Annotated in this window: 21 protein-coding genes; 17 read left to right on the forward strand and 4 right to left on the reverse strand. The window is 77.1% G+C overall.

Annotation, left to right across the window (positions count from 1 at the left end; genetic code table 11):
• Window positions 1–55: 55 nt before the first annotated feature.
• From ACH5AR_RS01955 to ACH5AR_RS01965, 3 genes are all read left to right on the forward strand, one after another.
• The gene (locus ACH5AR_RS01955) at window positions 56–1,498 is read left to right on the forward strand and encodes an SWIM zinc finger family protein (RefSeq protein WP_396299397.1); all 1,443 of its coding nucleotides are present in this window, start codon (window positions 56–58) and stop codon (window positions 1,496–1,498) included.
• The gene (locus tag ACH5AR_RS01960) at window positions 1,495–4,203 is read left to right on the forward strand and encodes a DUF6493 family protein (protein WP_396299398.1); all 2,709 of its coding nucleotides are present in this window, start codon (window positions 1,495–1,497) and stop codon (window positions 4,201–4,203) included. The genes ACH5AR_RS01955 and ACH5AR_RS01960 overlap by 4 nt, the downstream gene beginning before the upstream one ends.
• A 126-nt stretch (window positions 4,204–4,329) precedes the next feature.
• Window positions 4,330–5,301, forward strand: coding sequence for a DUF389 domain-containing protein (locus tag ACH5AR_RS01965; RefSeq protein ID WP_396299399.1), 972 nt, complete (start codon window positions 4,330–4,332; stop codon window positions 5,299–5,301).
• Window positions 5,302–5,363: 62 nt separating this feature from the next.
• Here ACH5AR_RS01965 and ACH5AR_RS01970 read toward each other — a convergent pair whose 3' ends face one another.
• The 3 genes from ACH5AR_RS01970 to ACH5AR_RS01980 all read right to left on the reverse strand — a co-directional run bounded on the left by ACH5AR_RS01970 (window position 5,364) and on the right by ACH5AR_RS01980 (window position 8,008).
• Window positions 5,364–6,629: an MBL fold metallo-hydrolase gene (locus ACH5AR_RS01970; RefSeq protein ID WP_396299534.1), complete on the reverse strand. Its 1,266-nt coding sequence runs from the start codon at window positions 6,627–6,629 to the stop codon at window positions 5,364–5,366.
• A 352-nt stretch (window positions 6,630–6,981) separates the two neighbouring features.
• The gene (locus ACH5AR_RS01975; RefSeq protein ID WP_396299400.1) at window positions 6,982–7,434 is read right to left on the reverse strand and encodes a MaoC family dehydratase; all 453 of its coding nucleotides are present in this window, start codon (window positions 7,432–7,434) and stop codon (window positions 6,982–6,984) included.
• A 73-nt stretch (window positions 7,435–7,507) separates the two neighbouring features.
• Entirely contained in the window at window positions 7,508–8,008 is a 501-nt protein-coding gene (locus tag ACH5AR_RS01980; protein WP_396299401.1) for a pyridoxamine 5'-phosphate oxidase family protein, read from the reverse strand.
• Between the two features lie 120 nt (window positions 8,009–8,128).
• Between ACH5AR_RS01980 and ACH5AR_RS01985 the strand changes: the two genes are divergently transcribed.
• From ACH5AR_RS01985 to ACH5AR_RS02045, 13 genes are all read left to right on the forward strand, one after another.
• Entirely contained in the window at window positions 8,129–9,034 is a 906-nt protein-coding gene (locus ACH5AR_RS01985) for a hypothetical protein (protein WP_396299402.1), read from the forward strand.
• Between the two features lie 197 nt (window positions 9,035–9,231).
• A complete protein-coding gene (locus ACH5AR_RS01990) occupies window positions 9,232–9,795 on the forward strand; it encodes a hypothetical protein (RefSeq protein ID WP_396299403.1) in 564 nt (187 codons plus the stop codon).
• Complete coding sequence (locus tag ACH5AR_RS01995; protein WP_396299404.1) at window positions 9,789–10,736, forward strand: hypothetical protein; 948 nt, start codon at window positions 9,789–9,791, stop codon at window positions 10,734–10,736. Before ACH5AR_RS01990 ends, ACH5AR_RS01995 begins: the two co-directional genes overlap by 7 nt.
• A gap of 85 nt (window positions 10,737–10,821) precedes the next feature.
• Window positions 10,822–11,676 carry an SAF domain-containing protein gene (locus tag ACH5AR_RS02000; RefSeq protein ID WP_396299405.1) on the forward strand — a complete coding sequence of 285 codons (855 nt, stop codon included), beginning with the start codon at window positions 10,822–10,824 and terminating at the stop codon, window positions 11,674–11,676.
• On the forward strand, window positions 11,676–12,968 hold the full coding sequence (locus tag ACH5AR_RS02005; protein WP_396299406.1) for a hypothetical protein: 1,293 nt from the start codon (window positions 11,676–11,678) through the stop codon (window positions 12,966–12,968). Before ACH5AR_RS02000 ends, ACH5AR_RS02005 begins: the two co-directional genes overlap by 1 nt.
• Window positions 12,958–14,595 carry a CpaF family protein gene (locus tag ACH5AR_RS02010; RefSeq protein WP_396299407.1) on the forward strand — a complete coding sequence of 546 codons (1,638 nt, stop codon included), beginning with the start codon at window positions 12,958–12,960 and terminating at the stop codon, window positions 14,593–14,595. The genes ACH5AR_RS02005 and ACH5AR_RS02010 overlap by 11 nt, the downstream gene beginning before the upstream one ends.
• The gene (locus ACH5AR_RS02015; protein WP_396299408.1) at window positions 14,595–15,578 is read left to right on the forward strand and encodes a type II secretion system F family protein; all 984 of its coding nucleotides are present in this window, start codon (window positions 14,595–14,597) and stop codon (window positions 15,576–15,578) included. Before ACH5AR_RS02010 ends, ACH5AR_RS02015 begins: the two co-directional genes overlap by 1 nt.
• Complete coding sequence (locus ACH5AR_RS02020; RefSeq protein WP_396299409.1) at window positions 15,575–16,453, forward strand: type II secretion system F family protein; 879 nt, start codon at window positions 15,575–15,577, stop codon at window positions 16,451–16,453. Before ACH5AR_RS02015 ends, ACH5AR_RS02020 begins: the two co-directional genes overlap by 4 nt.
• Before the next feature lie 90 nt (window positions 16,454–16,543).
• Window positions 16,544–16,831, forward strand: a complete 288-nt coding sequence (locus ACH5AR_RS02025) for a hypothetical protein (protein WP_396299410.1) — start codon at window positions 16,544–16,546, stop codon at window positions 16,829–16,831.
• Between the two features lie 38 nt (window positions 16,832–16,869).
• On the forward strand, window positions 16,870–17,244 hold the full coding sequence (locus ACH5AR_RS02030; RefSeq protein WP_396299411.1) for a TadE/TadG family type IV pilus assembly protein: 375 nt from the start codon (window positions 16,870–16,872) through the stop codon (window positions 17,242–17,244).
• Entirely contained in the window at window positions 17,241–17,711 is a 471-nt protein-coding gene (locus ACH5AR_RS02035; RefSeq protein WP_396299412.1) for a TadE/TadG family type IV pilus assembly protein, read from the forward strand. The genes ACH5AR_RS02030 and ACH5AR_RS02035 overlap by 4 nt, the downstream gene beginning before the upstream one ends.
• A 160-nt stretch (window positions 17,712–17,871) precedes the next feature.
• Window positions 17,872–18,321, forward strand: coding sequence for a hypothetical protein (locus tag ACH5AR_RS02040; RefSeq protein ID WP_396299413.1), 450 nt, complete (start codon window positions 17,872–17,874; stop codon window positions 18,319–18,321).
• Window positions 18,321–22,388, forward strand: a complete 4,068-nt coding sequence (locus ACH5AR_RS02045) for a LysM peptidoglycan-binding domain-containing protein (RefSeq protein ID WP_396299414.1) — start codon at window positions 18,321–18,323, stop codon at window positions 22,386–22,388. Before ACH5AR_RS02040 ends, ACH5AR_RS02045 begins: the two co-directional genes overlap by 1 nt.
• Window positions 22,389–22,512: 124 nt before the next feature.
• Here ACH5AR_RS02045 and ACH5AR_RS02050 read toward each other — a convergent pair whose 3' ends face one another.
• Window positions 22,513–23,052 carry a hypothetical protein gene (locus tag ACH5AR_RS02050; RefSeq protein ID WP_396299415.1) on the reverse strand — a complete coding sequence of 180 codons (540 nt, stop codon included), beginning with the start codon at window positions 23,050–23,052 and terminating at the stop codon, window positions 22,513–22,515.
• A 373-nt stretch (window positions 23,053–23,425) separates the two neighbouring features.
• On the opposite strand from ACH5AR_RS02050, the gene ACH5AR_RS02055 reads away from it, so the two are divergent.
• Window positions 23,426–25,495 (forward strand): hypothetical protein, encoded by a 2,070-nt coding sequence (locus ACH5AR_RS02055; protein WP_396299416.1) that lies wholly within the window; start codon window positions 23,426–23,428, stop codon window positions 25,493–25,495.
• Window positions 25,496–25,567 lie beyond the last annotated feature (72 nt).

A 25,567-nucleotide genomic window follows, 5' to 3' on the forward strand; every position in this document is an offset into this window, starting at 1 on the left:
CCCCGGGCGGCGCCGGGCGGACGGAGTGTCAGTGCCCTCACCTAGCGTGCCCGGCATGACGCAATCCGCCCACGCGTACGCCTATCTGCGCCCGTCGGCCGTCCTGGACGGCGCCGACGGCCGGCGCCTCGCGCTGGCCACCTCCGGCGGCGCCACCCCGCTCGGCGCCGCCGCCAACCCGCGCTTCTTCGCGGGCTTCCTGGCCGATCCGGCCCCGGCCGCCGCCGCGCTGCTCGCCGTCGCGGACGTCGCCGCCGCGCGCTACCACCAGCCCCGGCTGCGCGCCTCGCTCGATCCGGTGGTCACGGCCAACGGGGACCGGCTGCGCTTCGAGTCCTTCTCGGGCTGCTGCGGCGTCTACGCCCGGCTCGACGTGCTCGGGGCCGGGCTGGACGGGGACGAGATCGGCCACGGCACCACCAACGTGGACGTCAACAACCCGCAGCGCGAGGCGCTGACCAGGATCGGCCCGGCCGATCCGCTGCACCTCGCGGTCGGGCCGGACGCGCTGGAGGTCACCACCTTCGACGGCCCGCTGGTCGAGAAGAAGGTCCCGCTGCCGGAGCGCTGGCTGCGCGGCTTCGCCGAGACCCAGGTCGTCGCCGCCGGCTTCGAGCCGCGCGCCGAGCTGCCCGCCGCCGAGGCGGTCCGGTTCCTGCGCTCGCTGCCGCGGGGCGGGCGGGGCGGCGTCGGCTGGGTCGTCCCGGCCGGGAAGGCCCTGCGGCCGACCACCCGTCCGGCCCCGGGCGCCGTGTGCCTGCCCGGGCCCGAGCGGCTGGTGGCGCTCCAGCGGGTGCTGCGGCACGCGCTCGCCCTGCGGGTGTACGGGCCGGTCGCGGCCGGGGAGCCGACCGCCTCCGCCTGGGAGGTGGTGCTGCCCGGCATGCGGCTGACACTGACGCTGTCGCCGGACGCCTCCCGGGGCTTCTCCGGTGAGGGCGGGGTGCTCGACGCGCTCGCCACCGGCACGGCCGAGCGGGACGCCGAGCTGGTCGCGGTGCTGCTCGCCTGGGAGCCCCGGATCGAGGTCGGGGACCTCGCCGCCGACTCGGGGCTGAGCCCCGAGCGGGTGCGCGCCGCGCTCACCCGGCTGGGCACCGCCGGGCAGATCGGCTACGACACCGCCGAGGCCGCCCACTTCCACCGGCAGCTCCCGTACGACTCCGGGCGGGCCGAGGCGGCCAACCCCCGGCTGCGGGCCGCCCGGGCGCTGGTCGAGGCGGGCGCGGTGCGGCTGGAGGCGGGCGGGGCGACGGCCGTCGTCACGGTGGACGACCACCTCCAGCGGGTGCGGTCGGACGCGTCGGGGCGGCTGAGCTGCACCTGCCTGTGGTGGGCCAGGTACCGGGGCGGGCGCGGGCCGTGCAAGCACGCGCTGGCGGTCGCCATGGTGCGGGAGCCGGCGGACGCGGCCGGGGTGGCCGGGGCGGCTGCCGCGGCCGCGGTGGAGAGGGCCGCAGTGGAGAGGGCCGCAGTGGAGAAGGGGGCCGGAGCGTGAGCAGCACGGCGGGTGCCGACCGGCAGGGGCCGGTGGACGAACTCCTGACGGCCGTCCGGTCCGGCCGGCTGGCCCGGATACCGGAGCTGCTGGCCGCACTGGACGCGGCCCAGCGGCGGGCGGCCCTGGCCGTCCTCAAGGAGCTGCGCCGGGAACTGCGCGCGGACTGGTCGCGGGAGGCCGCCGAGACCAGGGAGCGGCTGCTGGCCGCCGGGGCCGGCTGCCACACCGGTCCGGCGGGCGCCGCCACCTGGCTGGCCGGCGGCGACTTCGGGGGCAGCGGCCAGTGGGTGCCGAACTCGGTGCTGCACCAGGTCATCCGGGCGCAGCCGGTGGAGTGGCAGGTCGAGGTGGCCACCCGGCTCGCCGCCCGGCCGAGCCGCTCCTGGGGCTCGTCGACGTACCCGGTGGTCGAGGCCGTGGTCCGGAGCACCGGCTGCGAGGTGCCGCGCGGCGAGTCCTTCGTCCGGGGCTGGATGGACCGGACGAACCAGGTCGGCGGCCCGCGTCGGACGCTGGCCGAGACGCTGCGCGAGGACGCCTTCACCCCGCTGCTGCTGCCCGAGCTGTTCGACCTCGCGGACGTCGGCTGGCCGCTGACCTTCCGGCTCAGCCCGCGCCCCGGCGACGTCTGGACGGAGGCGATCGGCGAACTGGCCGCGGCCGGGGTGGTGGACCGGGCCGACGTGCTCGGCCGCTGCCTGGCCCGGCTGCTGCGCGGTGGCAGGGCGGCCGACCAGCGGGCGTTCCTGGCGGTGCTGCGGGGGCTCGCCCCGACGCCCGGGGAGTACGCGGCCCGGGTGCGCGACGTCATCGCCCTGCTGGACGGCCCGTCGGTGCTCGCCGGGCACGCCCAGGAGGTGCTCGCCGGGCTGGACGAGGCCGGGCTGATCGAGCCCGGGGTGCTCGCCGAGGCCTCGGCGGTGGTGCTCTTCCGGGCCGAGAAGAAGCTGGTCCGCGCCCAGCTGACCTGGCTGGACCGGGCGGCCCGGCGCGCGCCCGAGCGCTCCGGCCCGGTGGTGCTGGCCGCCGCCGGGGCCTTCGGGCACCCGGACGCGGCCCTCCAGGAGCGGGCGCTGAACGTGGTGGCCCGTCATCTGGCAGCGGCGGGCGAGGCGGTGGTCGCGGACCTGCGGGCCGCCGCCGCGGCGCTCGACCCGGCCCACCGCCAGCGCGCCGGCGAGCTGCTCGGCGCGCCGGTCGGCGGCGGGGACGGCCCGGGCGCCGAGGGGGACGGGTGCCTCCCGCCGGCCCCCGAACCGCGCCGGCTCGGCGCGCCGATCGGCTCGGCGGGCGAACTCGCCGAGGAGCTGTCCGCCCTGCTCGCCGCGGACGAGCCGGGCGTGGCGGACTTCGAACGGGTGCTGGACGGGATCGTCCGGCTGACCCACCGGGACCGGAGGGCGCTGGCCGAGGCACTGGAGCCGGTCCGCCGGGTGCACCGGTGGAGCGGCATCACGAACCGGGGGGACTGCACGCCCCGGGAGGTGCTCTACGTGGTGTCCGCGGTGGACGGCGGGACGCCGCCGTGGAAGATCTGGGACTACCTCACCCGGATGGGCCGCTCCGCCCTGCGCGGCCCGCGGACCAGCGTGCCCGGGGCCGTCCTCGCCGCCCGGCTGGAGGAGGCGGCCCGGGAGGTGTTCCACGCCCGGCTGCCGTACCTGCTGGCCACCCCGAGCGACGCCACCGGCGCCCTGGACGCCGGCGTGCTGGTCGAGCGGATCGCCGGGTACGAGGCGGTGGGCGCCAAGCCGGGGAAGGCCGACCTGTCCCAGGCCCTGCTGCGGGTCGGCCCCGCGGACGCGGCGGTGCTGCGCGCGGCCGAGGCGCTCGGCTCCCCGGCCGGGCGCTGGGTGGCGCACTGGCTGCGCACCGGCGGCCTGCCGGGGCAGCCCTCCGAGCGGGTGCTGTTCGCCCCCGGCGAGGGACTGCGGCGCGTCAACGCGGACGGGAACCGCTGGTGGGAGGAGGTCGAGCGGATCGCCGTCGCCCAGCCGGGCCTCGGCGGCGGGCCGAAGGGGCCGGGCGGGCAGCGGCTCGCGTCCGAGCTGCGGGCGCTGCTGGACGCCACCGGGCCCAGCGTCGACCGGGCCCGGGCGGTGTACGGCTGGAGCCGCCGGCCCGTCGGGCACTGGTTCGCGATGCTGCCCTGGCACCGGGAGGAACTCGCCGCGCGCTGGCTCGACGCCTTCGCCGAGTGCGCCGACCGGGACGAGCGCGGCGCCGTCCGCCGCCTCCCGCTGCTCGCCGAGGCCGGCGGGCCGGCCGGGCTCGCGCTGCACCTGGCGCTGGCGTACGGACTGGGCGCCCGGCACGCCGAGGACCGGACGGCGGCGGTGGACGCGCTGCTGGTGCTCGCCGCGCGCGGGGACCTGGACGGCGCGCTGCTCGGCCGCGAGCTCGGCGCGCTGGTGGACTGCGGCACGGTGGCGGTCGGCCGGCTGGCGGCGTCGCTCACCCTGGCGGCGGAGGCCGGGGCCCGGGCGACGGTCTGGCCGGTGCTGGCGGCGGCCCTGCCGGGCCTGCTGGGCGAGGCCCCGGCGACGCGCGGGCTGGGCGACCTCGTCGCGCTGGCCGCCGACTGCGCCCGGCGCACCGGGGCCCGCGGGGCGATCGCCGAGGTCACGTCCGTGGCCGGGCGTGGCGGCGCGGGCCGGGTGGTCAAGGAGGCCCGCGCGCTGCGGGACGTCCTCGCGGGTTGAGGGGGTGGGGATCGGGGCGGTGAGGGCAGGGCCGGAGCGGTGAGGGGCCGGGGGGCGGGGCGCCGGTCGGGCGGGAGTGCCTAGGGTGGGCGGGAATCCCGCCCGCCCTGCCCCACCGGAGTGCCCGTGCTGCACCTTCGCCTGATCGTCCCGCCCGACCTGCGGGCGGCCGTCCTGGAGTGTCTGGACGAGGCCGTCGGAGTGACGCACGTCGTCCTGCTCCCGGACGCGGCCGTCCGCCCCGCCGGGGACGTGGTGCTCTGCGACGTGGCCCGGGAGGCGGCGGACGAGGTCCTGGGCGTGCTGCGCGGCACGGGGCTGGCCGAGCGCGGGGCGATCGACGTCTCCTCGGTCGAGCTGACCCTCTCGGCGGCCGCCGACGAGGCCGAGCGGTCGGCCCCCGGGGAGGGGGCCGACGCGCTGGTGTGGGAGTCGGTCTCCGAGATCACCCACGAGGAGTCCACGCTCACCTGGGTGTTCCTGGCCTTCCTGACCGTCGCCACCATGCTCGCGGCCTGCGGCGCGGTGCTGGACAGCGCGATCCTGGTCGTCGGCGCGATGGCCGTCGGGCCGGAGTTCGGGCCGCTGGCGGGGCTCTGCGTGGCGGTCGTCCAGCGGCGGCTGCGCCCTGCGCTGCGCTCGTTGAACGCGCTGGTGACGGGGTTCGTGGTGGCCATGGGGCTGACCGTCTGCTTCGGCGTGCTGATGGACGGTCTCGGGTTGTTCAGCGAGGCGCAGTTCGACGCGGCCCGGCCCAACACCTCCTTCATCTGGCAGCCCGACGCGACCTCGTTCGTGGTCGCCTTCCTGGCGGGGATCGCGGGGCTGCTCTCGCTCACCTCCTCGAAGGCCGGGACGCTGGTCGGCGTGGCGATCTCGGTCACCACCGTTCCGGCGGCGGCCAACGCGGCCGTCGCCCTCGGCTACGGCGACGTCCGGCAGTTCTGGGGTTCCAGTGTCCAACTGCTGCTGAACCTGCTGGGGATCGTGCTGGCCGGGGTGTTGACGCTGACGGTCCAGCAGGGGGCCTGGGCGTTGATCCGGCGCCGGCGCGGACGGGTGGGGGCGGTCGGCGGGCGGCGGACAGGGGTCAGCTGACGGCTTTCAGCGAACAGACTTCAGCGCACGACTTTCAGCGCACGACTTTCAGCGAACAGATTTCAGCGAACAGATTTTGAAATCTGTTCGCTGAAAGTCGTCGTCTGTTCGCCCGCCCCCGTCCGTTCCGCGGCGGTCCCCGCTGCCCCAGATGCCCCAGATGCCCCAGATGCCCCCGCGGTCGCCGCCGCGGCCCCCACGGTGCCCGGCTGCCCGTCGGTCGACGGCGTGCTGCCGCGCGGGGCGCCGGCGACGGCGCGCCACCACAGCCGCAGGGCAGGTGGGGAGGCGGGCTCGAAGGGCTTGCCGGGGCGGGGCACCGCCAGCCGGGCGCCGAGCGCCTGCGCGGCGGCGACCACCCGCTCGGCGGGCTCCTCCCAGGGGTGCGGCGCGAGGTTGAAGGTGCACCAGTGGATCGGCAGCAGCAGGTCGCCGCCCAGGTCCAGGTGCGCCCGTACGCCCTCCTCAGGCGTCATGTGCACCTGGGGCCAGAAGTCGCTGTACGCGCCGACCTGCATCATCGTCGCGTCGAACGGCCCGAGCCGGCGGCCGATCTCGGCGAAGCCGGGGAAGTAGCCGGTGTCCCCGCTGTGGAAGATCCGCTGCCCGCCGCCGGCCACCACCCAGGACGCCCACAGGAACAGCGCGCTGGTGCGCGGCCCGCGGCTGCAGTAGTGCCGGGCCGGCGTGGCGGTCAGGGTCAGCCCGGCGACCTCGGCCGACTCCCACCAGTCCAGTTCGACGATCCGCCCGGTCGGCACCCCCCAGTGCTCCAGGTGGGCCCCGACCCCGAGCGGGACGGCGAACACCGCGTCCGTCCCGAGCAGCGCCCGGACGGTCCCCATGTCGAGGTGGTCGTAGTGGTCGTGGGAGACCACGACCACGTCCACCGCCCCGAGTTCGGACAGCGGCAGCGGCACCGGGTGCAGCCGCTTGGGCCCGGTCCAGGAGAAGGGGGAGCAGCGCTCGCCCCAGACCGGGTCGATCAGCACCCGCCGTCCGCCGATCTCGGCCAGGACGGTGGCGTGCCCCAGCCAGGTCAGCCGCAGTCCGGACTCCGGCGGCGCGGCCAGGTCGACCGGCAGCAGCCGGTGCACCGGTACCGCGGCGCTCGGCGTCCGGCGGGCCTTGTCCCCGGTCAGCTGGGCGCGGGTGATCTCCAGCGGGCTGCGCTCGTACACCAGGCGGCGGGTCGGCACCGCGTTGCGGAAGGCGCCGTCGGCGAACTGCGGGGAGCGGCGGATGCGGGCCAGCCGCTCGCCCCTGGGCTCGGCGCCGAAGGCGTCGGTCCGGATCCGGTGCCAGGCGGACCGGGGCAGCCCGGCCAGGCCGGGGACGGCGCGCTCGGTGCCCGGCCCGGCGCCAGGACCGGCAGCCGGCGGGGCGAGCTGCGAGGACAGACCGGCGAGGCGGGAGAACCACGGGGCGGGGCGGGGCACGGCTCCTCCAGGGACGGTCACGGCTACCGGGCGGGCCGGGGCGCGCGCCGCAGCGACGGATGGGGCTGCTGCGATACGACAACCATCTCGTCGGAGATTACTCGCCACGGGCCGTCCGGACCTGGTGGAGGGCCCGGTGCGGTCCAATCGGCGTACCCGGGCAGGCGTACCCGGGCAGGCATACCCCGGCAGTCGCACCCGTGGGACCGGGCGCGGGCGTGCGGCCCCCGCGTGCTCCCCGTCAGGCGTAGAAGCGGGTGATCGTCTCCGCGACGCAGTGCGGCTTGGCGCTCCGCTCGCTGGTCACCGTGAACCGCACCACCGCCTGGACGCCGCCCGGCACCTCGGTGGCCGAGAGCAGCTCGGCGGTGGCCCGGATCGCCGTCCCCACCGGCACCGGCGCCGGGAAGCGGACCTTGTCGGAGCCGTAGTTGAGCGCCATCCGCACGCCCTCGACGGCGTAGCACTCCTTCGCGAACACCGGGATCATCGACTGGGTCAGGTAGCCGTGCGCGATGGTCGAGCCGAACTGGCTCTCCTTCGCCCGCTCCGGGTCCACGTGGATCCACTGGTGGTCGCCGGTGGCCTCGGCGAACAGGTCGATCTGCCGCTGCTCGACGGTGTGCCACCGGCTGGTGCCCAGCTCGGTGCCGACGGCGGCGGTCAGTTCGGCGAGGGAGGCGAAGGTCGTCACGGTGCGCTCCTGGTGGGGGCCGGGCCCGGAGGGATCAGGACGCCGGAAGCGTATGCCTACCCCTCGGTGTCTGTCAGGAGCCGAACGGAAAACCGGTGTTCAGGGAGCCGGTGTTCACGGAGCCGGCACCCGTCGGCCGCCACGGCCGGCGCGCCGCGGCGCCGGGCCCGGTCGGGAACAGCCTGCGGCCGCTCACCAGCTCCGGCACCAGCGCGACGAACAGCGGCTCCGGATCGCCCACCCAGGGCCGCAGGCCGGAGCGCAGCACCCGCCGGACCTGCTCCGGGTCGCTCACCACGTCGGCCCGCCCGTGCACCAGGACGCTCCACCCGGTGCGGGTGACCGGGTCCAGCAGATCCGCCTGGAAGGCCACCACCGTGCCGTCGAGCCCGCGCGCGGTGGCACTTCCCCGGCGTACGGCGAGCACCAGCCGCCCGTCCAGGACCTCGAAGGAGACCGGCAGGACGGCCGGCAGCGCGTGCTCGGTGTACACCACGCGCCCGACGGGCACGGTGCTGAGCAGCCGCAGGCACTCGGCCTCGCTCAGGGTCTCCACACGGTCCTCACGCTCCATGCGTCCGATCGTCCTCGGTCGGTGCGCGCGCCGATAGGGCCCATGGTCCCTGAGCGGACGGGCCGGGAGCCCCGTCGGCGTCCGTCCGGAGCGGTAGCCTGCCCGGCGGGTGGAGAAACGGTGCAGGAGGGGGACGACCGGATGGCGGGCGGGGTCGATCTGGTGGTGATCGGGGCGGACGGCGGCCCCGACCGGGCCTTCGGCGGTGCGGCGCTCGCACCGGACGGCGCCCGGCTGCTCGCCGACGTGCTGCCCGGGATGTGCTTCGACACCGGCGCGGCCGGCTGCCGGGTCACCGTCGTCCCGCCGGAGGCGGACGCCAACGCGATGCTCACCGCCGTCCGGGCCGCCGCCCAGCACCCCGGACGCTGGCTGCTGGTCTGCCTGGTCGGCCAGCTGGTGGCGGATCCGCGCGGCCGCCGGCTCGCCCTGGTCACGGCGGGAAGCACCGCCGACAACGCCTACCGCCGGGGCCTGGCCTGGGACTGGGTGGTCAGCGCGATGGTGCACGGGGACCAGGAGGAGGCGCTGCTGCTGGTCGACGCGGCGGCCGACCGGGACACCTGGGCGGCGCTGGAGCGCGGCGAGGACGGCGCGGGCGAACTGCTGAGCTACTCCAGGGTCCCGCTGTGGGGCCGGATCGGCCGCTACGCCCCGGGGAGCCGCTACGTCCCGGGGAACCGCCACGCTCCGGGCAGACGCGGCCGGGACGCCGTCCTGCCGGGCGGGGAGGGCTCGTTCAGCCGGGCCCTGACCACCGTCCTGAGCCAGGGTGTCCCGGGTGCCCCCGCGGCCGTCGCCCCGCTCGATCTCCAGCCGGCGGTGGCCGCGCTGACGGGTGGTGGAGACCCGGTCGGTAGTTCGGGTGCGCCCGGCGCGCGCCTGCTCGTTCCGCCGCACGCCGGGCGGCTCCTGATGCGCAATCGGGCCGCGGTTCGGGGCGCATTGGCCGGATTGTCGCTTTCCGAGGAACTGTTGGCCGTTCTGTGGCGGGAAAGTGCCCCGACGGAACCGCCTTCCGCGTAAGGTCAGGGGGCCTGAGGTGTTGCCGTGATGGGGTGGGTTGGCGAAGAATCGATCCCCAGCGGAAACACCGGTGGGACGGCGGAATTCTCCTGGCGGCCGTGGATCACGGATCAGGTCGGTCGCAACGAGGTGGGGCCATGCGGCAGCGCGGAAATGTGTTGCGCCCTGGGGCGGTTGGGGTCTGCGGGGCGGTTCTGGTGTTGCTGCTCGGCGGCTGTGCGGGCGGTGGTGCGGGCGGTTCCGTCGATCGCCTCGGGTCGGCCGCGCCCACCGTCGCGGGAGTGAACCCGCTCACTCCTTCGGGTGGTTCGGCAAACGGCTCGATCGCGCCGACCAGCGGGTCGGAAGGGGCCATGGGACGGCTGGCCGTGAAGACCTATCAGGACTGGTGGCAGGCCCAGGCCCAGGTCTTCGGGCGTTCGGATTCGGACGGTTACGCACTCGAGCAGTACGCCTCCGGGCGGGCGCTGTCCGACGGCCTGGTCAGCCTCCGGCAACTGCGCGACGCCCACGTGGTGATGACCGGGACGCCGCGCAACTCCCCGGTGGTCAAGGCCGTCGACCTGGAAGCCGATCCGCAGACCGCCGTGATCGAGGACTGCGTCGACCTGTCGGCCTGGCACCGCGTCGACGCCGTCACCGGGGCCGCCAAGGATCCGGGGTCGCGCCTGGACCGGTACGTCGGAACCGCCTCCCTGCGCTGGTTCCAAGCACATTGGTTGATCCACGACTTCAAGCGGGAGGTGGACCGGACATGCTGAACGCACGGAAACCGGCCCGGCGAATCGCGCTCGCCGCGTCGATGTCCGCCGGGTTGCTGCTGTCCTCGGGGGCGGGTGCGAGCGCGGACGAACCGTCCGGCGGCGGTGCCGAACAGTGCTACCCGAACGTCATCTGCATAGACGTCAATTCCGGCGGTTCCAAGCCGAAGCCCGGCGGCGCCCAGCCCGGCGGTGGCGGCGGCTCGGACGCCGGCCCGCAGCTGTGCGGCTACCACGACGTCCAGTGGGCCTGCCACGACCCCGAGCGGGGCTGGTTCAGCAACGAGAAGGGCTGCTACTACCGCCCGCTGGACAACCCGCCGCCCGCGGGGGACGAGAAGTGGGGCGGCAACGACCCCGCGAAGGGCTCGCTGTACACCAAGGTCTGCCCGCAGAGCGACGGCGGGATGAGCGGTGCGGAGATCGTCTTCGAGGAGACCCAGCCGGGCGGGCAGAACGTCAACGTGGAGGCCATGGTCATCCAGAAGGCCTACGACCAGGTGCGCTTCCGGCCTCCGGTGGGCCGGGCCGCGCCCCGGAACACGGCGGTGGTCAACGCCCCGGTCTGGCTCTGGGCGGACGACGCCGCGCTGCCCGCCGTCGGCCACGCGGAGGTCGCGGGCATCGCGGTCACCGTCACGCCCCGGCTGGTCAGGGCGGACTGGAGCTTCGGCGCCGGCCTCCAGACCTCCTGCACCACCCCCGGCACGCCCTACGACGCCGCCTACGGCGACGCGAAGTCCCCCGACTGCGGCTACGAGTTCAGGACCAGCTCGGCCCGCGAGAAGAACGGCGTCTTCAGCGCCACGGTGACGATGAACTGGGAGGCCACCGTGGTGGTCACCGGCGGGCCGAACCCGCGCACCTTCACGATCCGCGGCATCAACCAGAGCAGCAAGCCCTTCGAGCTCAAGGTCGCCGAGATGCAGGTGCTCAACTGAGCGCCCCGGCAGGGCGACGCGCACACTGACCAGCCAGACGAGCCACCAGACGAGCCAGAGACGATCGAGGGAAGGGCGGAACCCGGTGGAGAACCGTACGTTCGCGACGCCGGGATCCGGCACCTCCGCGGGCGCGGCGGCGTCCGTGGCGCTCCCGGAGCAGCCGGAGCAGGGCGGCGGCCAGGGCCGGGGCCGGGCGGTGCCGCACGCCCCCGGGCGGACCATGCGGGCGCGGCGGCGCCGTCCGGCGGTGCTGGCGATGGCGGTCGCGCTGATCGCGGCCGGGGGGCTGGGCGGTGCCGTGCTCTACAACAGCACCGGCCAGCGGGTCGCGGTGCTGGCGCTGGCCCGGGACGTGCCGTGGGGCCAGGTGATCACCGAGGACGACCTGGTGGTCGCCCGGATCGCGGGGGACCCGGCGCTGCACCCGGTGTCGGCCCAGGACCGCGCCAGGGCGGTCGGCATGCGGGCCGCCACCGACCTCAAGCGCGGCGCGATGCTGACCGGCTCCGACCTCGCGCAGGGCCTGTCGGTGCAGCCCGGGCAGATCGTGGTCGGGGTGTCGGCCAAGCGCAGCCAGCTGCCGGCCAGCCGGCTCCAGCCCGGGGTGCAGCTGGTCATCGTCTTCACCCCCGACAACGGCCGGGCCGACTCGCTGCCCGCCACGGTGATCACCGTCGGCCGGGTGGACACCGACGGCAGCCAGGTGGTCGACGTGGCGGTCGGCACCGCGGACGGGCCCCGGCTGGCCCAGTGGGTGGCGAGCGGGCGGATCCAGGTGCTGCTCGCGCCGCGCGGCGGGGCGGCCGGCGGCGCCGCACCGGCTCCGGCGCCGAGCGGAGCGCCCTCGGCCGCTCCCGCCCCCGGCGCGGGCACGCCGGGCGCTGCCACGCCGGGCGGTGCCGCCCCCGGGACGCCGCCCGCGACGGGCGGCGCCTGATGGCCGTGATCGCGGTGGTCGGCGGCCCGGGAGCACCGGGGGCGACCACCACCGCCCTGGCACTGCTGCTGTCCTGGCCGCTGCCGCCCGGCCGGCGGATCCTGCTGGTCGAGGCCGACCCGGACGGCGGCGCGGTGCTCGCCGGCGCCCTGGAGGGCCGGGTCGAGGCGGTGTACGGGCTGCGCAACCTGGCCGTCGCCGACCGGCGCGGGCTGCTCGCGCAGACCATCTGGGAGCAGCTGATCGACCTCTCGCCCGAGGGCAATGCCGAGCGGCTGCTGCTGCCCGGGCTGACCGACCCGACCCAGGCGCCCGGCCTGGCCTACACCTGGGAGCCGCTCGCCGAGCTGCTGCACGGCATCGAACAGCAGGGCTACGACGTCATCGTGGACCTCGGCCGCTCCGGTGCCGGCGGCCACAGCGCGGTGCTGGCCCGCCGCGCCGACGCGGTGGTGGCGACGGTGCGGACCACGCTGCGCGGGCTGAGCTCCGTCCGGCCCCGGCTCGCCGCCCTGGCCGAGGACCTGGCCGCCGCCGGCACCGGGGCCGACGCGCTCGGCCTGCTGCTGGTCGCCGAGGGGCCGTACACCCGGGCGGAGGTGTCCCGCGAGCTCGGGCTACCGGTGCTCGCGGTGCTGCCGCACGCCCCCCGGACGGCGAGGGTGCTCTCCGACGGCGGGGACACCACCGACCGGCGGTTCATCCGCTCGGAGCTGATGCGCACGGCGCGGTCGGCGGCGGACGAGGTACAACTGCTGGTCCGCCGGCGGCGCCAACGGCTCGCGCCGGGTGCGGTGCGGGAGGCGGCGCCGGCGGCGGCCGCCCCGCCGGTACCGGCCCCGCCCGTGCCGATGGCAGCGCAGCCCTCGCAGTCGCCGCAGCAGGCGCAGCCGCCGGTGTCCGTTCCGGGGCCGTACGGGCGGCCGGGGCACGGCCCGCACGGGTACGGCACACCGGGGTACGCCCCTGCTGCGGGGTACGGCCAGGGCGGTCAGCTCCAGGACCCGTACCCGCCCGGCCGGTCCGGCCACCCGGTGCCCGAGGGCGAGCCGCCCTCGTACGCCCCGCCGCAGCCCGTCCCACCGGTGATCACCACCGGGCCGGTGGCGCCGCTGGCCGGGCTGGCACCGCAGCCGGCCGCGCCGGCGCCGTTCCCGGCACACGTCCAGCACGCTCCGTACGGCGAGCAGGACGACCAGTACCGGCTCCAGCAACCGGTGGTGACGGAACGCCGGGACGACCCCGGCGGACCGTTCCCGCACGATCCCGGGGAGGTGCTCCGTGCGCGGTAGCCCCCTGCACCAGCGTCCTTCCGCCGACCCGGCCGCGCTGCCGTGGGCCGCACCCGCGCCCGCACCCGCAGCGGCGCCCGGCCCGGTCGCTCCGCCGCACGGGTACCGGCCCGGCCCGGTCGCACCCCAGCCCGCCGCCGCGCAGCCCGCCGCGCCCCAGCCCGGCCCGCCCGGCGCGGCCGGGCCGACCGCCGTACCCTCCCAGCTGCCCTCGCTGGACCTGCGCGGCGCCGCCACCCGGCCCGCCGTCGACCCGCAGGTCGCCCGCGAGCTCAAGCGCCAGGTCGCGGCCGAACTGCACCAGCAGATCATCCGGTTGACGGCGTCCTCCGGCACCGATCCCGACCGCGCCACCCGCCGCCAGCGCGGCCGGGCGCTGATCGAGGAAGCGGTGGCCCGGTGGTCCGACGCCTACGCGCAGACCCACGGCATCCCGCCCACCCGCGAGCAGGACCGCGCCCTCGCCGAGGCCGTCTTCGACCTGCTGTTCCGGGCCGGGCGGCTCCAGCCGTACCTGGACGACCCCGAGATCGAGAACATCCTGATCAACGGCTGCGACGACGTCTGGGTCTCCAAGGTGCACCAACCCCTGCGCCAGGTACCGCCGGTGGCCGACAGTGACGCCGAACTCGTCGAGCTGCTCCAGGACCTGGCCCGCCAGCACGGCGGCGGCGAGCGCAGCCTGTCCACCGCCAGCCCGACCCTCGCGCTGCGCCTGGAGGGCGGCATGCGCCTCCAGGCGCTCACCGAGGTGACGCCCCGCCCGTACGTGGCGATCCGGCGCCACCGGGTGGCCTCGGCGACGCTGCCCGAGATGGTGGAACTCGGCACCCTGGACGCCACCCTGGCCGCCTTCCTGGCCGCCGCCATCCGGGCCCGGAAGAACGTGATGATCACGGGCACCCAGGGCGTCGGCAAGACCAGCCTGCTGCGCGCGATGGCCGCCGAGATCCCGCCGGACGAACGGATCGGCACCCTGGAGTCGGAGTTCGAGCTCTGGCTGCACACCCTCGGCCACCTGCGCCAGGTCGTCCCGATGGAGGCCCGCGAGGGCAACGGCGAGCGCGTCGAGGGCCGCCTGGCCGGGGAGTTGAGCATCGGCGACCTCATCCCGGCCGCGCTGCGCATGACGCTCTCCCGGATCATCGTCGGGGAGGTCCGCTCCGGCGAGGTCGTCCCGATGCTGCGGGTGATGACCAACGGCGAGGGCGGCTCGATGTGCACCCTGCACGCCCGCGGCCCGCACATGGTCGTCGACCGCATCGCCGAGCTCTGCCTGGAGTACGGCTCCCACATGACCGACTCGCTCGCCTACCGGCTCACCGCCAACGCCCTGGACCTCATCGTGCACGTCACCATGGTCGACGAGACCGCCGTCGGCGGCCGCCGGCACCGCTTCGTCTCCCACGTCCTGGAGGTCACCGGCCTCGGGGAGAGCGGGCGGCCCGCGATGAACACCGTCTTCGGCCCCCGGCCGGACCTCGGTGAGCCGCGCGCCGTCCCGCACACCCCGCCGCAGTGCCTGGACGACCTGCGCCGGGCCGGCTTCGACGCCTCGCTGCTCGGCTCCCGGTACGGGAGTTGGGCCGGCCCGCTCCAGCTGCGGATCGGCGGTGGCACGCGGTGATGCTGCTCTTCGCCCTGTGCGGGCTGGCCGTCGCGGGCGGCCTGGTCGCCCTGGTGGCCTGGGCGCGCGGCAGCGGGCCCGGCGACGAGGACGCGGCCGAGCGGGCGGAGAACCCGCTGGCCGGCCGGATCCACGTGTTCTGGTACGGCGCCCCCGGGACGGCCGCCCACCGGATGGTGCGGCTGCGCCGCGTCCAGCTGCCGGCCGCGCTCGTCGGCGCGCCGCTGGCCTGGCTGTTCACCGGCATCCCGCTGACCGCGCTGCTGGTGCCGCTGGCCGTCTTCGGCCTGCCCTGGCTGTTCGACACCACCCGCCCCGACACCCACCGGATCGAGCGGCTGGAGGCGCTCTCCGAGTGGACCCAGCGGATCGCCGACGTGCTGCTGCTCGGCGTCGGCCTCAACCAGGCCATCGTCACCAGCCGCCGCACCGCCCCGGCCGCCCTGGAGGACGAGATCGGCGAGCTGGCCGCCCGGTTGCAGGCCCGCTGGCGGCCCGAGGAGGCGCTGCGCTCCTTCGCCGACAGCCTCGCCGACGCCACCGCCGACAAGGTGCTCGCCGCGCTGGTGCTGCGGGCCGGCGACAGCGGCCCCGGCCTGGCCCGCACGCTCTCCGACATGGCCGACTCGGTCCGCGAGGAGGTCCGTCAGCGCCGCGCCATCGAGGCCGACCGGGCCAAGCACCGGACCACCATCCGCTGGCTGGTCGGCATCATCGTGCTGGTCGTCACGGTCGGCTCCTTCAACACCGAGTACACCCGGCCGTACGGGACGCTCCTCGGCCAGGTGGTGCTCGCCGTGGTCGCCCTGCTGTTCGTGGCGATCATCGCCTGGATGCGGGCGCTGGCCTCGCACCCGCTGGTGCCCCGGCTGCTGACGCCCGACCGGCGCAGCAGGAGCGGACGGCGGAGCGCCGCGCCGGCCGCCCGGCCGGAGCCGGCCGCCCGGCCGGAGCCGGCCGAGCAGCTCGGGGAGGTCCGGTGATCTCCCCCTGGTCCGTGCTGGCCGGAGCCGCAGCGGCCGGCGGCCTCGCCCTGCTGGTCGCCGAACTGCGGCCCGCCCCGCCGGACCTGCGCCAGGCGCTGGACCGGCTGCACGCCACCCCCGCCGACCGCGAACAGGACCCGGACGAGCGGCCCCGCTGGTACGACCGGATCGGCGAGCGGTCCGCCCACCTGCGCTGGGTCACCGTCCCGCGCCGCGAACTCGCCCTGATCGGCCGCACCCCGGCCCGGTTCATGGTGCACAAGCTGCTGTTCGCCGCGCTCGGCCTGGTGCTGCCCGCCTACCTGGGCGCGATGGCCGCGCTGATGGACGTCGGACTGCCGTTCGCCCTGCCGCTGGTCGCCGGGCCGCTGCTGGCCGGACTGCTCTGGTTCGTGCCGGACGCCATCGTGCGCGGCGAGGCCAAGGAGGCGCGCACCGAGTACCTGCACGGCATCGCCGCCTACCTGGAGCTCGTCGCGATGGAGCGGGCCGCCGACTGCGGCCCCGCCGAGGCGCTGCGCCGGGCCGCCGCCGTGGGGCAGGGCGCGGTGTTCCGGCGGATCCGCGACGCCCTGGAGCGCGCGGCCACCGACCGGCTCCCGCCGTGGGCCGGACTCGACGCGCTGGCCGAGGAGTTGGGGCTCAGCCCGCTCCAGGACGTGGCGGACATCATGCGGCTGTCCGGCACCGACGGCGCCGCCGTGTACGACACCCTGCGGGCCCGTGCCAGGAGCCTGCGCGGGGAACTCCTCGCCGAGGACCTCGCCCGGGCGAACGCCGACAGCGAGCGGATGGTCGCGCCCGGGGCCGCGTTGACCCTGCTGATGACCGTCCTGATCGTCTTCCCCGCGCTGCACCAGATGCTCAACTGACCGCGTCCGCCCGCCCGTCCGGCCTCCGTACCGGAGCAGTCGGCACCACAGCACACCACACCACACCGTGACACCCCCCGGGAGAACCCGATGACCGTACGACTCGTCCAGCTGGCGGGCCGGGCGCTGCGCCCCCTCCTGCTACCCGTGCAGTTCGCGCTGCTGATGTTCACCTTCCGGGTCGGCCGGCTGCGGGCCGCCCGGGCACGCGGTGACCGCGGCGCGATCAGCATCGAACTCGCCCTCGCCATCATCGCGTTGGTCTTCGTCGCGGGTGCCGTGGCGGGCGCGCTGTACCTGCTGAAGGAGAAGGTCGTCAAGAAGGTCGAGCAGGACCCGAACATGCCGGGCGCGGGCGCGGGCGGCGCCACCCCGTGATGCGTGCCGCTCTGCGCCGCAGGGGCGACCGGGGGTCGATGAGCGTGAGCCTCGCCATCGTCTTCCCGGTCGTCCTGGTGCTCCTGATGCTCGTCGTCCAGGCCGCGCTGTGGTGGTACGACCGGCAGGTCGCGCTCACCGCCGCCCGCGAGGGCGTGGACGCGGGACGGGTGCAGGGCAGCGCGACGGATGGCGAGAAGAACGAGGCGGCCCAGCGGCAGGCCCGCGACTTCCTCGACCGGCAGGGGGTGCACGGGTACACGGTGCGGACCGACGGCAGCACGGCGCAGACCATCCGGGTCACCGTGCGGCTGGCCCCGCCGCTGCTGATACCCGGGCTCAAGGCGCCCGACATCACCCAGTTCGCGGAGGCACCGCGCGAGCGCTTCGTCCCGCCGGTGGTGAAGCCGTGACGGGCACGGCGCGGTCGGCGGGCCACCGGCTCCGGCCGTGGCGGCGCCGGCGGGACCGCGGCGGGATCGCCATCGAGGCGGCGATCGTGGTGCCGGGGGTGGTCGGGCTGGTCCTGCTGGCCGTCGCCGCCGGACGGGTGCAGAGCACGGCCGGCACCGTGGAGGCCGCCGCGCGGGCCGCGGCCAGGACGGCCTCGCTCCAGCGCAGCGTGGACGGGATGGACCAGCCGGCCAGGGAGTCCGCCCTCGCGACGCTGCGCCAGCAGGGAGTGTCCTGCCGCGACGGGGAGGTGCGGGTGGCCCGGGGGGAGCTGGAGCTGCCGGGCGGACCGGTCACCACCGTGACGGTCAGGGTGGTCTGCGACGTGGAACTCGCCGACCTGCTGGGCGGGCCGTCCGGGGTGCCCGTGACGAAGCACCTCGTCGGCGAGTTCACCTCGGTGGTGGACCGTTACCGGGGCACGTGACGGCGCGCGGTGCCGTCCCCCGCAAGACGGGGGATTGGAGACGGCCCGTGCGGGGGAGACGCAAGCGGAGAGCGCTCGGGGGATGACACAACGGTACCGAGCGGCGCCCGGTGGGGGCCGGTGGGGAGAGCGTCGTGCGAAGTGGGGGGAGGGGACGGAAGTGGTGAGCCGTCTGCGGCGACGGCTGTCGGCGCGCCGGTCCGACCGGGGCGCGGTGGCCCTCTTCGTGGCGATCTGCGCGGCCTTCGTCGTGCTCGTCATCGCCCTGGTGATCGACGCCGGCGGCCGGCTGCGGGTCGCCGAGCGGACCGACGCCTACGCCCTGGAGGCCGCGCGGGTCGGCGGGCAGCAACTCGACCGGGCCGCCGTCCTGCAGGGCCAGGGCTTCAAGGTCCAGGAGAAGTACGTCCGGGACGCCGCCGACGCCTACCTCGCCCTGTACGGCCTGCGGGCGGGCGACGTCGCCTTCTCCGGTGACGGCAAGGTCGTCACCGTCACCGTGCAGGCCGACTACCGCCCGGTGCTGCTGGGCGCCCTCGGGGAACGGAAGGTAACGGGCAAGGGCAGTGCGACCCTCGTCCACGGAGTCGAGAAAGCGGAGACCGACTGATGGCCGCGCCACGTGCCAAGGACCAGGCCCGTACCGCCCAGGCCCCGAGCGGCCGGGCCGGGACGTCCCACCGCGCCGGCGGCGCCCGGAGGCCCGCCGCCCCGGCGCCCCGACCACCCCGCGGCCGCGGCCGCGCCGTGATCACCGCGCTCGGCGCGCTGGTCGCCCTGGTCGCCCTGCTGTTCGGCGTCCCCGCGCTGCTGCTCTACGGCACCGACGCGGTCGCCGGGATGGGCGAGGTCGCCTCGGGCGGGGTGGGCGAGGCGCTCACCGGTCCGGACGACGGAAGCCTGTTCCTGTGGGCGCTGGTGGTGGTCGGCTGGCTCGCCTGGGCCTGCTTCGCGCTGTCCGTCCTGCTGGAGGTCCCCGCCCAGCTGCGCGGCCGGATCGCCCGCCGCATCCCGGCCTTCGGCTGGAGCCAGCGGCTCGCGGCCGGGCTGGTCGGCTCGGTGCTGGCGCTGCTCCCGGTGGCCGGCTCGGCGTTCGCGGCCGTCCCCGAACTGTCCCACGCCGCCGTGGCCCAGGCGCAGTTGACGTCGGGCGTGCAGCGCGCCGCGCTGCCTGCCGCGCCTGCCGCACCGGCCCTGACCCCGGCCGCCGAGCAGCAGCAGCCCACGTACACGGTGCGGGACTCCCGCCCGGCCGACAGCCTGTGGTCCATCGCCGAGCGCCAACTGGGCTCGGGGGAGCGGTGGGTGGAGATCGCCAAGCTCAACGACGGCCGGGTGATGGGCGATTCGGGCATCCGCTTCGACGCCGACCGGCCGATCCAGCCCGGCTGGGAGCTGCTGATGCCGGCGGACGCCAAGCCGGACGACGCGGGTGCACCGGCACCGGCTCCCGCTCCGGCTCCGGGAGGGGGAACGGCGCAGGGCGCGCCGCAGAGCGCCCCGCCGGCCGGGACGGAGGCCGGGGCGCCCGGTGGTGCGGGCGGGCAGCGGACCGTCACCGTCCAGGCCGGGGAGAGCCTGTCGGCGATCGCCCAGCGGGAGCTGGGGGACGGCGAGCAGTGGCCGGCCCTGTTCGAGGCGAACAAGGGGGTGCAGGCCCCGGACGGCGAGCGGCTGACGGACCCGGACGTGGTCGTGCCGGGGATGGTGCTCGCGGTGCCGGGGACGGGCGGTGCCGCTCCGGCTGCGGCCGACCAGGCCCCGGCACCGGCGCCCGCGCCCGCTGATCAGACCCCGGCCCCGGCGCCCGCGCCCGCGCCCGCCGATCAGGCCCAGGCCCCGGCACCGGCGCCCGCCGATCAGGCTCCGGCGCCGGGGGCTCCCGCGCCGGGCGCGCCGCAGTCGGCCCCGGCGCCCGCGCCCACGCACGCGCCGACCCACGCGCCCGCCCCCGCCGCGCACGCCGCCCCGGCCCCCAGCGGCGACTACACCGTCGCCCTCTCGGCCTCCACGGTCGGTGTGCTGCTCGCCGCGATCATGGTCGGTACCGTCGCCCACAAGCGCGGCACCCAGCAGCGCGCCCGCCGCCCCCGGCACCGGATCGCGATGCCCGAGGCCGAGGCCGCCGCCTTCGAGAACGAGCTGATGGCCCGGCAGGACCAGGCCGGACTGGAGCTGCTGGACCGCGCCCTGCGCACCCTGGCCCGCAACACCGTGCGCGGCGGCAAGCGGCTGCCCGCCATCGTCGCCGCCCGGATCACCCCGGACCAGACCATCGAGCTGCACCTGTCCGGCCCGGCCACCCCGATCGCGCCGTTCCGCGCCGCGCACGCCGCCAACGTGTGGTGGTGCAGTGCCGACTCCGGCGACCTGCTCGGTGCCGCCCAGGCCCGGAAGACCGCCGCGCCCTACCCGGCGCTGGTCACCCTCGGCACCTCGCCGGACGGCTCGGTAGTCCTCGCCGACCTGGAGGCCGTCCGGCTGCTGCACCTGTCCGGCCATCCGGACGACGCCCGCGACGTGCTGCGCACCCTCGCCATCGAGCTGGCCCACAGCCCGCTCGCCGACCGGCTCCACCTGCACCTGGTCGACCTGGCCGAAGAGGTGCCGATCACCGGCCCGGCCGCCGAACGCGTGCACCGCCACCCCACCCTGGAGGCCGCGCTCGCGGCCCTCGGCCCGCGCACCGCCAAGGCCCGCGCCACCCTCGTCGCGGCCGAGGCGACCAGCCCGCGCGAGGCCCGCAGCCGGGGCCAGGCCGACGAGTCCTGGACGCCCGAGATCGTGCTCTGCGCTCACCAGCCCGGCGGGGACGTCCCGGCCGAGCTCGGACGCCTGCTGGACGCCCGGCCGCGCACCTGCGTGGCCGTCGTCACCCGCGCTCCCGAGCGCGGCACCGGGCCGGTCGCCCGCTGGACCCTGCCGACCGTCGGCCAGGCCGCCATCCCGGGCCTGCACCTCACGGTCGAGCTCCAGCGGCTCACCGGCCGGCAGTACGACCAGGTGGCGGAGCTGCTCCGGGTCGCCGACGACACCACCCAGCACCCGGCTCCGGCCTGGACGTTGGACGGGCCGGAGGACGACACCGACACCACCGAACTGCCCGCCACCGTACCGGTGCTGGCCGCCGTCGGGGCGTCGGCGGCGGTCGGGGCCCTGGCCGGGGGCGCCCCGGCCGGCGGTGTGTCGGCCGACGGCGCCCCGGCCGGTGGCGCGTCGGCCGGAGCCGCGGAGGAGGGCTCGGACGCGGCCGCCGGTCCCCGGCTGCTCGCCCGGGTGATCGGCACCGGGGCCAGCCCGTTCGCGGGCACCGACCCGGTGACGCCCGCCCCCGCGCCCACCCCGGCCACCCCGGCCGCGCTGCCGCCCGCGGCGTCGGCGCCGACCCCGACCCTGGCCTCGGGGCCGGTACCGGCCGGACCGGCGCGGTTCGCCGTCAACGGGCAGGGACGGCAGGCGGCCACCGACGAGACCACCCGTGACCTGCGGCGGCCGGGCGGGCCGCAGGGCGAGGGAGCGGCCGAGCCGGGGGAGGGCTCCTCGGAGTCCACGGCGACGGTCGTGCTCGCCGTCCAGCCGGTCGTGCCGCAGCCGGTCGTGCCGCAGCAGGCCCCGGGGGAGCCCGCCGTCGCGGAGCCGGACGGATCGACGACGACCGGGAGCCCGGCGCCGTCGGCCGAGCCCGCCGCTGCGGCCGCCCCCGAGCCCGCCGTCGCTGCCGCGGCCGGAGCCGGCCCCGCCGGAGCCGCCGTGGTGGCGGAGCCCGTCGGAGCCGAGGAGGCCGTCGGCACGGAGCGCTCCGAGCCCGGCGTCGAACCCGGCCCTGCCGCCGCCCCGGTCGCGCGGACGACGCCCGGCCGCAGCGACAGCGACGACCTGCTCGCGATCCTCCGCTCCCCGGAGGCGCACGCGCCCCGCAACGCGCCCCGGATCCGGCTGCTCGGGCCGGTGGACGTCGCGGGCGCCCTCGGCGCCGCCGCACCCGGAGCGCTGCCCCGGCTCACCGAGCTGGCCGTCTACCTGGCACTGCGCCCCGGGGCCGACCACCACGCGCTCGACCACGACCTGCACCCGGGCGCGGCACACCTCGACCCGCACCCCACCACGGCCGGCACCGAGAGCCCGCTGCGGGCCAAACTCGCCGACCTGGCGGCGTGGTTCGGCACCTCCTCGGAGGGCCTCGCCTTCCTGGCGACCGAGGGCACCGAGGGCTACTCCTTCGCCCCGGCGGTCACCTGCGACTGGGACGAGTTCCGCAGCCTCTACCGGCGCGGCATGCGCAGCACCAGCGCCACCGCCGACGCGGCCCTCGCCCACGCCCTGGCGCTGGTCCGCGGTGCGCCGTTCGCCGAGGCCCCGCCGGCCTCGTACGGTTGGGCCGAGGCCGAGCGGCAGGACATGATCGCGGCGATCGTCGACACGGCCCACGAACTCGCCGCCCGCCGCCTCCAGTACGGCGACCACCGCAGCGCCGAGGCCGCCGTCTTCCGCGGCCTCGCCGTCGCCCCGGACGTCGAACTGCTGCACCGGGACCTGTTCTACGCCTACGCCTCGGCCGGCGCCCGGGACCAACTGCTGCGCGCCGTCAACCGCTTGGACGCGCTCAGCCGTCGTACCGGCCGGGACCTGGACGCCGACACCGTCGCCCTGCTGCGGGACCTGCTCGCGGGCTCCTGACCCGTACCGCCGACTGCCCGGCCGCGCCCACGGGGGCGGCCGGGCAGCGGCGTTGACGGGCCGGCGGCGACGGGCCGGCGACGGGCCGCGGGTGGAGCGGGCGGCGCGGGCGGCGCGGCGTCGGTCAGACCGTGCGCAGCCAGGCGTCCAGGGCGGTGAAGTCGGCCTCGGTGAGGCCGCGTCGGTGGTCCACCCGGTGCAGCAGGGCGGGGGCGGGGGAGTGGGCGGCCACCCAGCGGCGGTCGGCGGCGGTGATCTCGTCGTCCACCCAGGCGAACGGCCGTCCGTCGGCCCACGCGACCAGCGCGCGGGTCTTCCCGTGCAGGCCGGCCCGACCGGTCGGCCCGTCCGGTCCGTCCGCCGGGGCCGGCTCGTCCACCGGCCAGGGCACGACCGGCAGTCGGGGCAGGCCGAGCCAGGGCGCCAGGCACTCGTTGGCGTCCTCGAACCAGGTGGTGGCCCACACCGGATCGCCGGGCAGGCCGAGCAGCCGCCGCCCCAACTCCGGGTCCACCCGGGTGATCAGTGGATTCCCGCCGGGCACCGTGCCGGGCCGCACGTACGGGCTGCGGTGGACGGGGTAGCCGCCCGGCGGAGGGTCCCCGAAGGGGATCAGCGGCCCGTCCACGTCGAGGAAGACCAGGGGGCGGTCAGTACCGGTCATGACGGCACCTTAGGGGGTGGTCCGGCGGCCCGGTACGGGCCCGGTACGGGCCGCGCGGGCGGCGTGGCGCGCCGATCGGCCACCCGGCCTGGAACGGGTGAGCCGGGATCTCGTAGGGTGGCGCGCACGGAGTGTGGTGGCAGGCACCACGCAGGCAAGGGCATCAGACGCCGCGGGAGCGGCGGGGCGGGGCGGTGACCAGGAGATGGCGGAGACGACAGCGGTTTCCGGAGGCCCCGACCCGGTAGCCGACGGGGGGCCCTGGGACGCCGTACCGCCGCCCCCGCGCCTCCCGGCCGAGGAGCACCCGCCCGGTCCCGCCGCGCTGTACGAACCGCCGGCGCCCCCGGCCGCCCCTCCCGCGCCCCCGGTCGTGCCGCCGAGCGCGCCGCCCGTCGCCCCCACCGGATGGACCCTCACCGGGCTGCCCGCCGCCGGGGCCGCGGCCGCGGCGACCCCGCCGCCCTTCCCGGTCCAGAACGCGGCGCCCGGGGCCGCCGGCGCGGGCGGGCTCGGTGCCGCGCCGCGCGGTCGGATCCTGGTGGTCGAGGGCGGGTACGGCAGCTCCGGCCGCCGCACCTGGGGCCGCGGCGGACCGGCCCAGGCGCCGGTGCTCTCGGCGATGCTCGCCGCCGTCTCGCCGCAGGTGCTGCTCGCCGCGGACGCGGTGGACGCCGTCCACCTCCCCGGCGCCGGCGACCCGCACACCGTCCTCGCCCACCTGCGCGCCGCCTCGCGGCACCCGGGGCCGCTGCTGATCCACCTGGGCGGTCACATCGTCGCCGACAAGCGCGGCGGCCAGCTCCAGCTGACCCTGCGCGACGCCAAGCAGGACGGCCTCCCCTGGCAGGCCGTCGCCGCCGAGCTGAGCCACCGTCCGGCCGAGTGGCAGACCCTCGTCATCGCGGACCTGAGCGCCGACCAGAACGCCTGGCCGTACCTCCAGGGCACCGTCTCGCCGCTGAGCGAGGGCATTCCGCTGTGGGCGGTGGTCAGCCCGGACCCTGAGCAGATCGGCACCTTCACCCGCGCCCTGATCGAGGCGCTGCACGGCGGCCGCCCCGGCGCGGGCGAGGTGCTCGCGCCGGAGCAGCTGCGGCAGCAGGTGTACTCGGTGCTGCGGCCGGACGTGGTCATCCTGGCCACCCACGCCCCGGACCGGCCGTTCTTCCGCAACACCGCCCGTCGCGGCGAGGGATCGCCGACCGAGGCGGCGCCGGCTCCCGTGGCGCCGCTGCCGCGTCCGGCGGAGCCCCGGGACGCCGTCCCTGAGCGGCCGGTGGCGGCCCCGGCGGCGGTCGAGCCGGCCGGTGTGGCCCCCTCCGTCGCCCCGGCCGGGCCCCCGGTGGTCGCGGGCGGTCCGGTCAGCCTGGTCAAGCCGGGCGTACCGGCCACGCCACGGCGGGCCCGCCCGGTCAGCCTGCTGAAGGCGGGCGGGAGCGAGGAGGCGCCGGGCGTGACCCTGCTCAAGACCGCTCCGGCGGGCGACGTGCCCGAGGGCGGCGCGCCCTTGGCGGGCGTCTCGCTCCGCAAGGGGCGGCCGGAGCCGACGGAGGATGCCGCCGCCGGGCCCGAACTCCCGCAGGAGCAGCCCGCGGTGGACGACGAGGGCGTCGGGGCGGCCGAGGCCGCCGAGGGTGTCGGGGCTGCCGCTGCGGAGTCCGCCGCGCGGGTGGAGGAGAAGACGGACGGGGGCGCGGGCGAGGAGGCCGTGGCGGAGGCACCCGAGGGCGCGGAGGAGCCCGGGGACGCCGCCCCGGCATACGGGGTGCCTTCGGGCGAGGAGCCCGCGGACGAGGTGCCGGCGGGCGCCGTTCCGGCGGAGGAGCCGACCGCGGCCGAGGCGCCGACGGGCGAGGAGCCTGCCGCCGAGGTGCCGACCGACCTCGTGCCGCGCGAGGAGGCGCCGGCCGCGGACGCCCCGGTCGGCGAGGCGCCGGCCGCGGCCGCCCCGTCCGACGAGCCTCCCGCCGTCGCCGAGGCCGACGGGGCCGCCGCGGCCGCTCCGCCCCGCGCGGACTACCGCGAGGTCATCGGACGGATCGTCCGGAGCGCCGACGCCGGGGACCACGCCGCCGCGACCGACCTGGCCTTCGCCCTCGAACTGGAGGCGATCGCCGAGCACGGCGCCGTCTCCGAGCCGGTGCTCCAGGTCCGGCAGGTCCGGGCGCACGTCTGCCGGCTCGCGGGCCGGTCGGCCGAGGCCGCGGACATCTACCGCGAGGTGGCGCTGACGCTGCTCCGCTCGCAGGGCCCGGACCACGTGGAGACCCAGCGGGCGGCCACCAACGCCGAGGCCTGCTGGCGTGCGATCACCGACCGCGCGGAGGCGATCCGGATCGCGCCGGAGATCATCGAGCTGCGCGCCTACCTGCCGGGCCCCGACGGCCGCAAGCTCCGGGCCGCCGAGCGCTACCTCGCCCAGCTGGCCGCCACGGGCTGACCGGCCCCGGCCGCCCGGCGGTCGGAGGCCAGCGAACAGCAGACAGCGAACAGCTGACAGATTTCAACATCT

It is taken from the genome of Kitasatospora sp. NPDC018619, assembly GCF_044391605.1.
In the GTDB taxonomy this organism is placed as follows: Bacteria; Actinomycetota; Actinomycetes; order Streptomycetales; family Streptomycetaceae; genus Kitasatospora.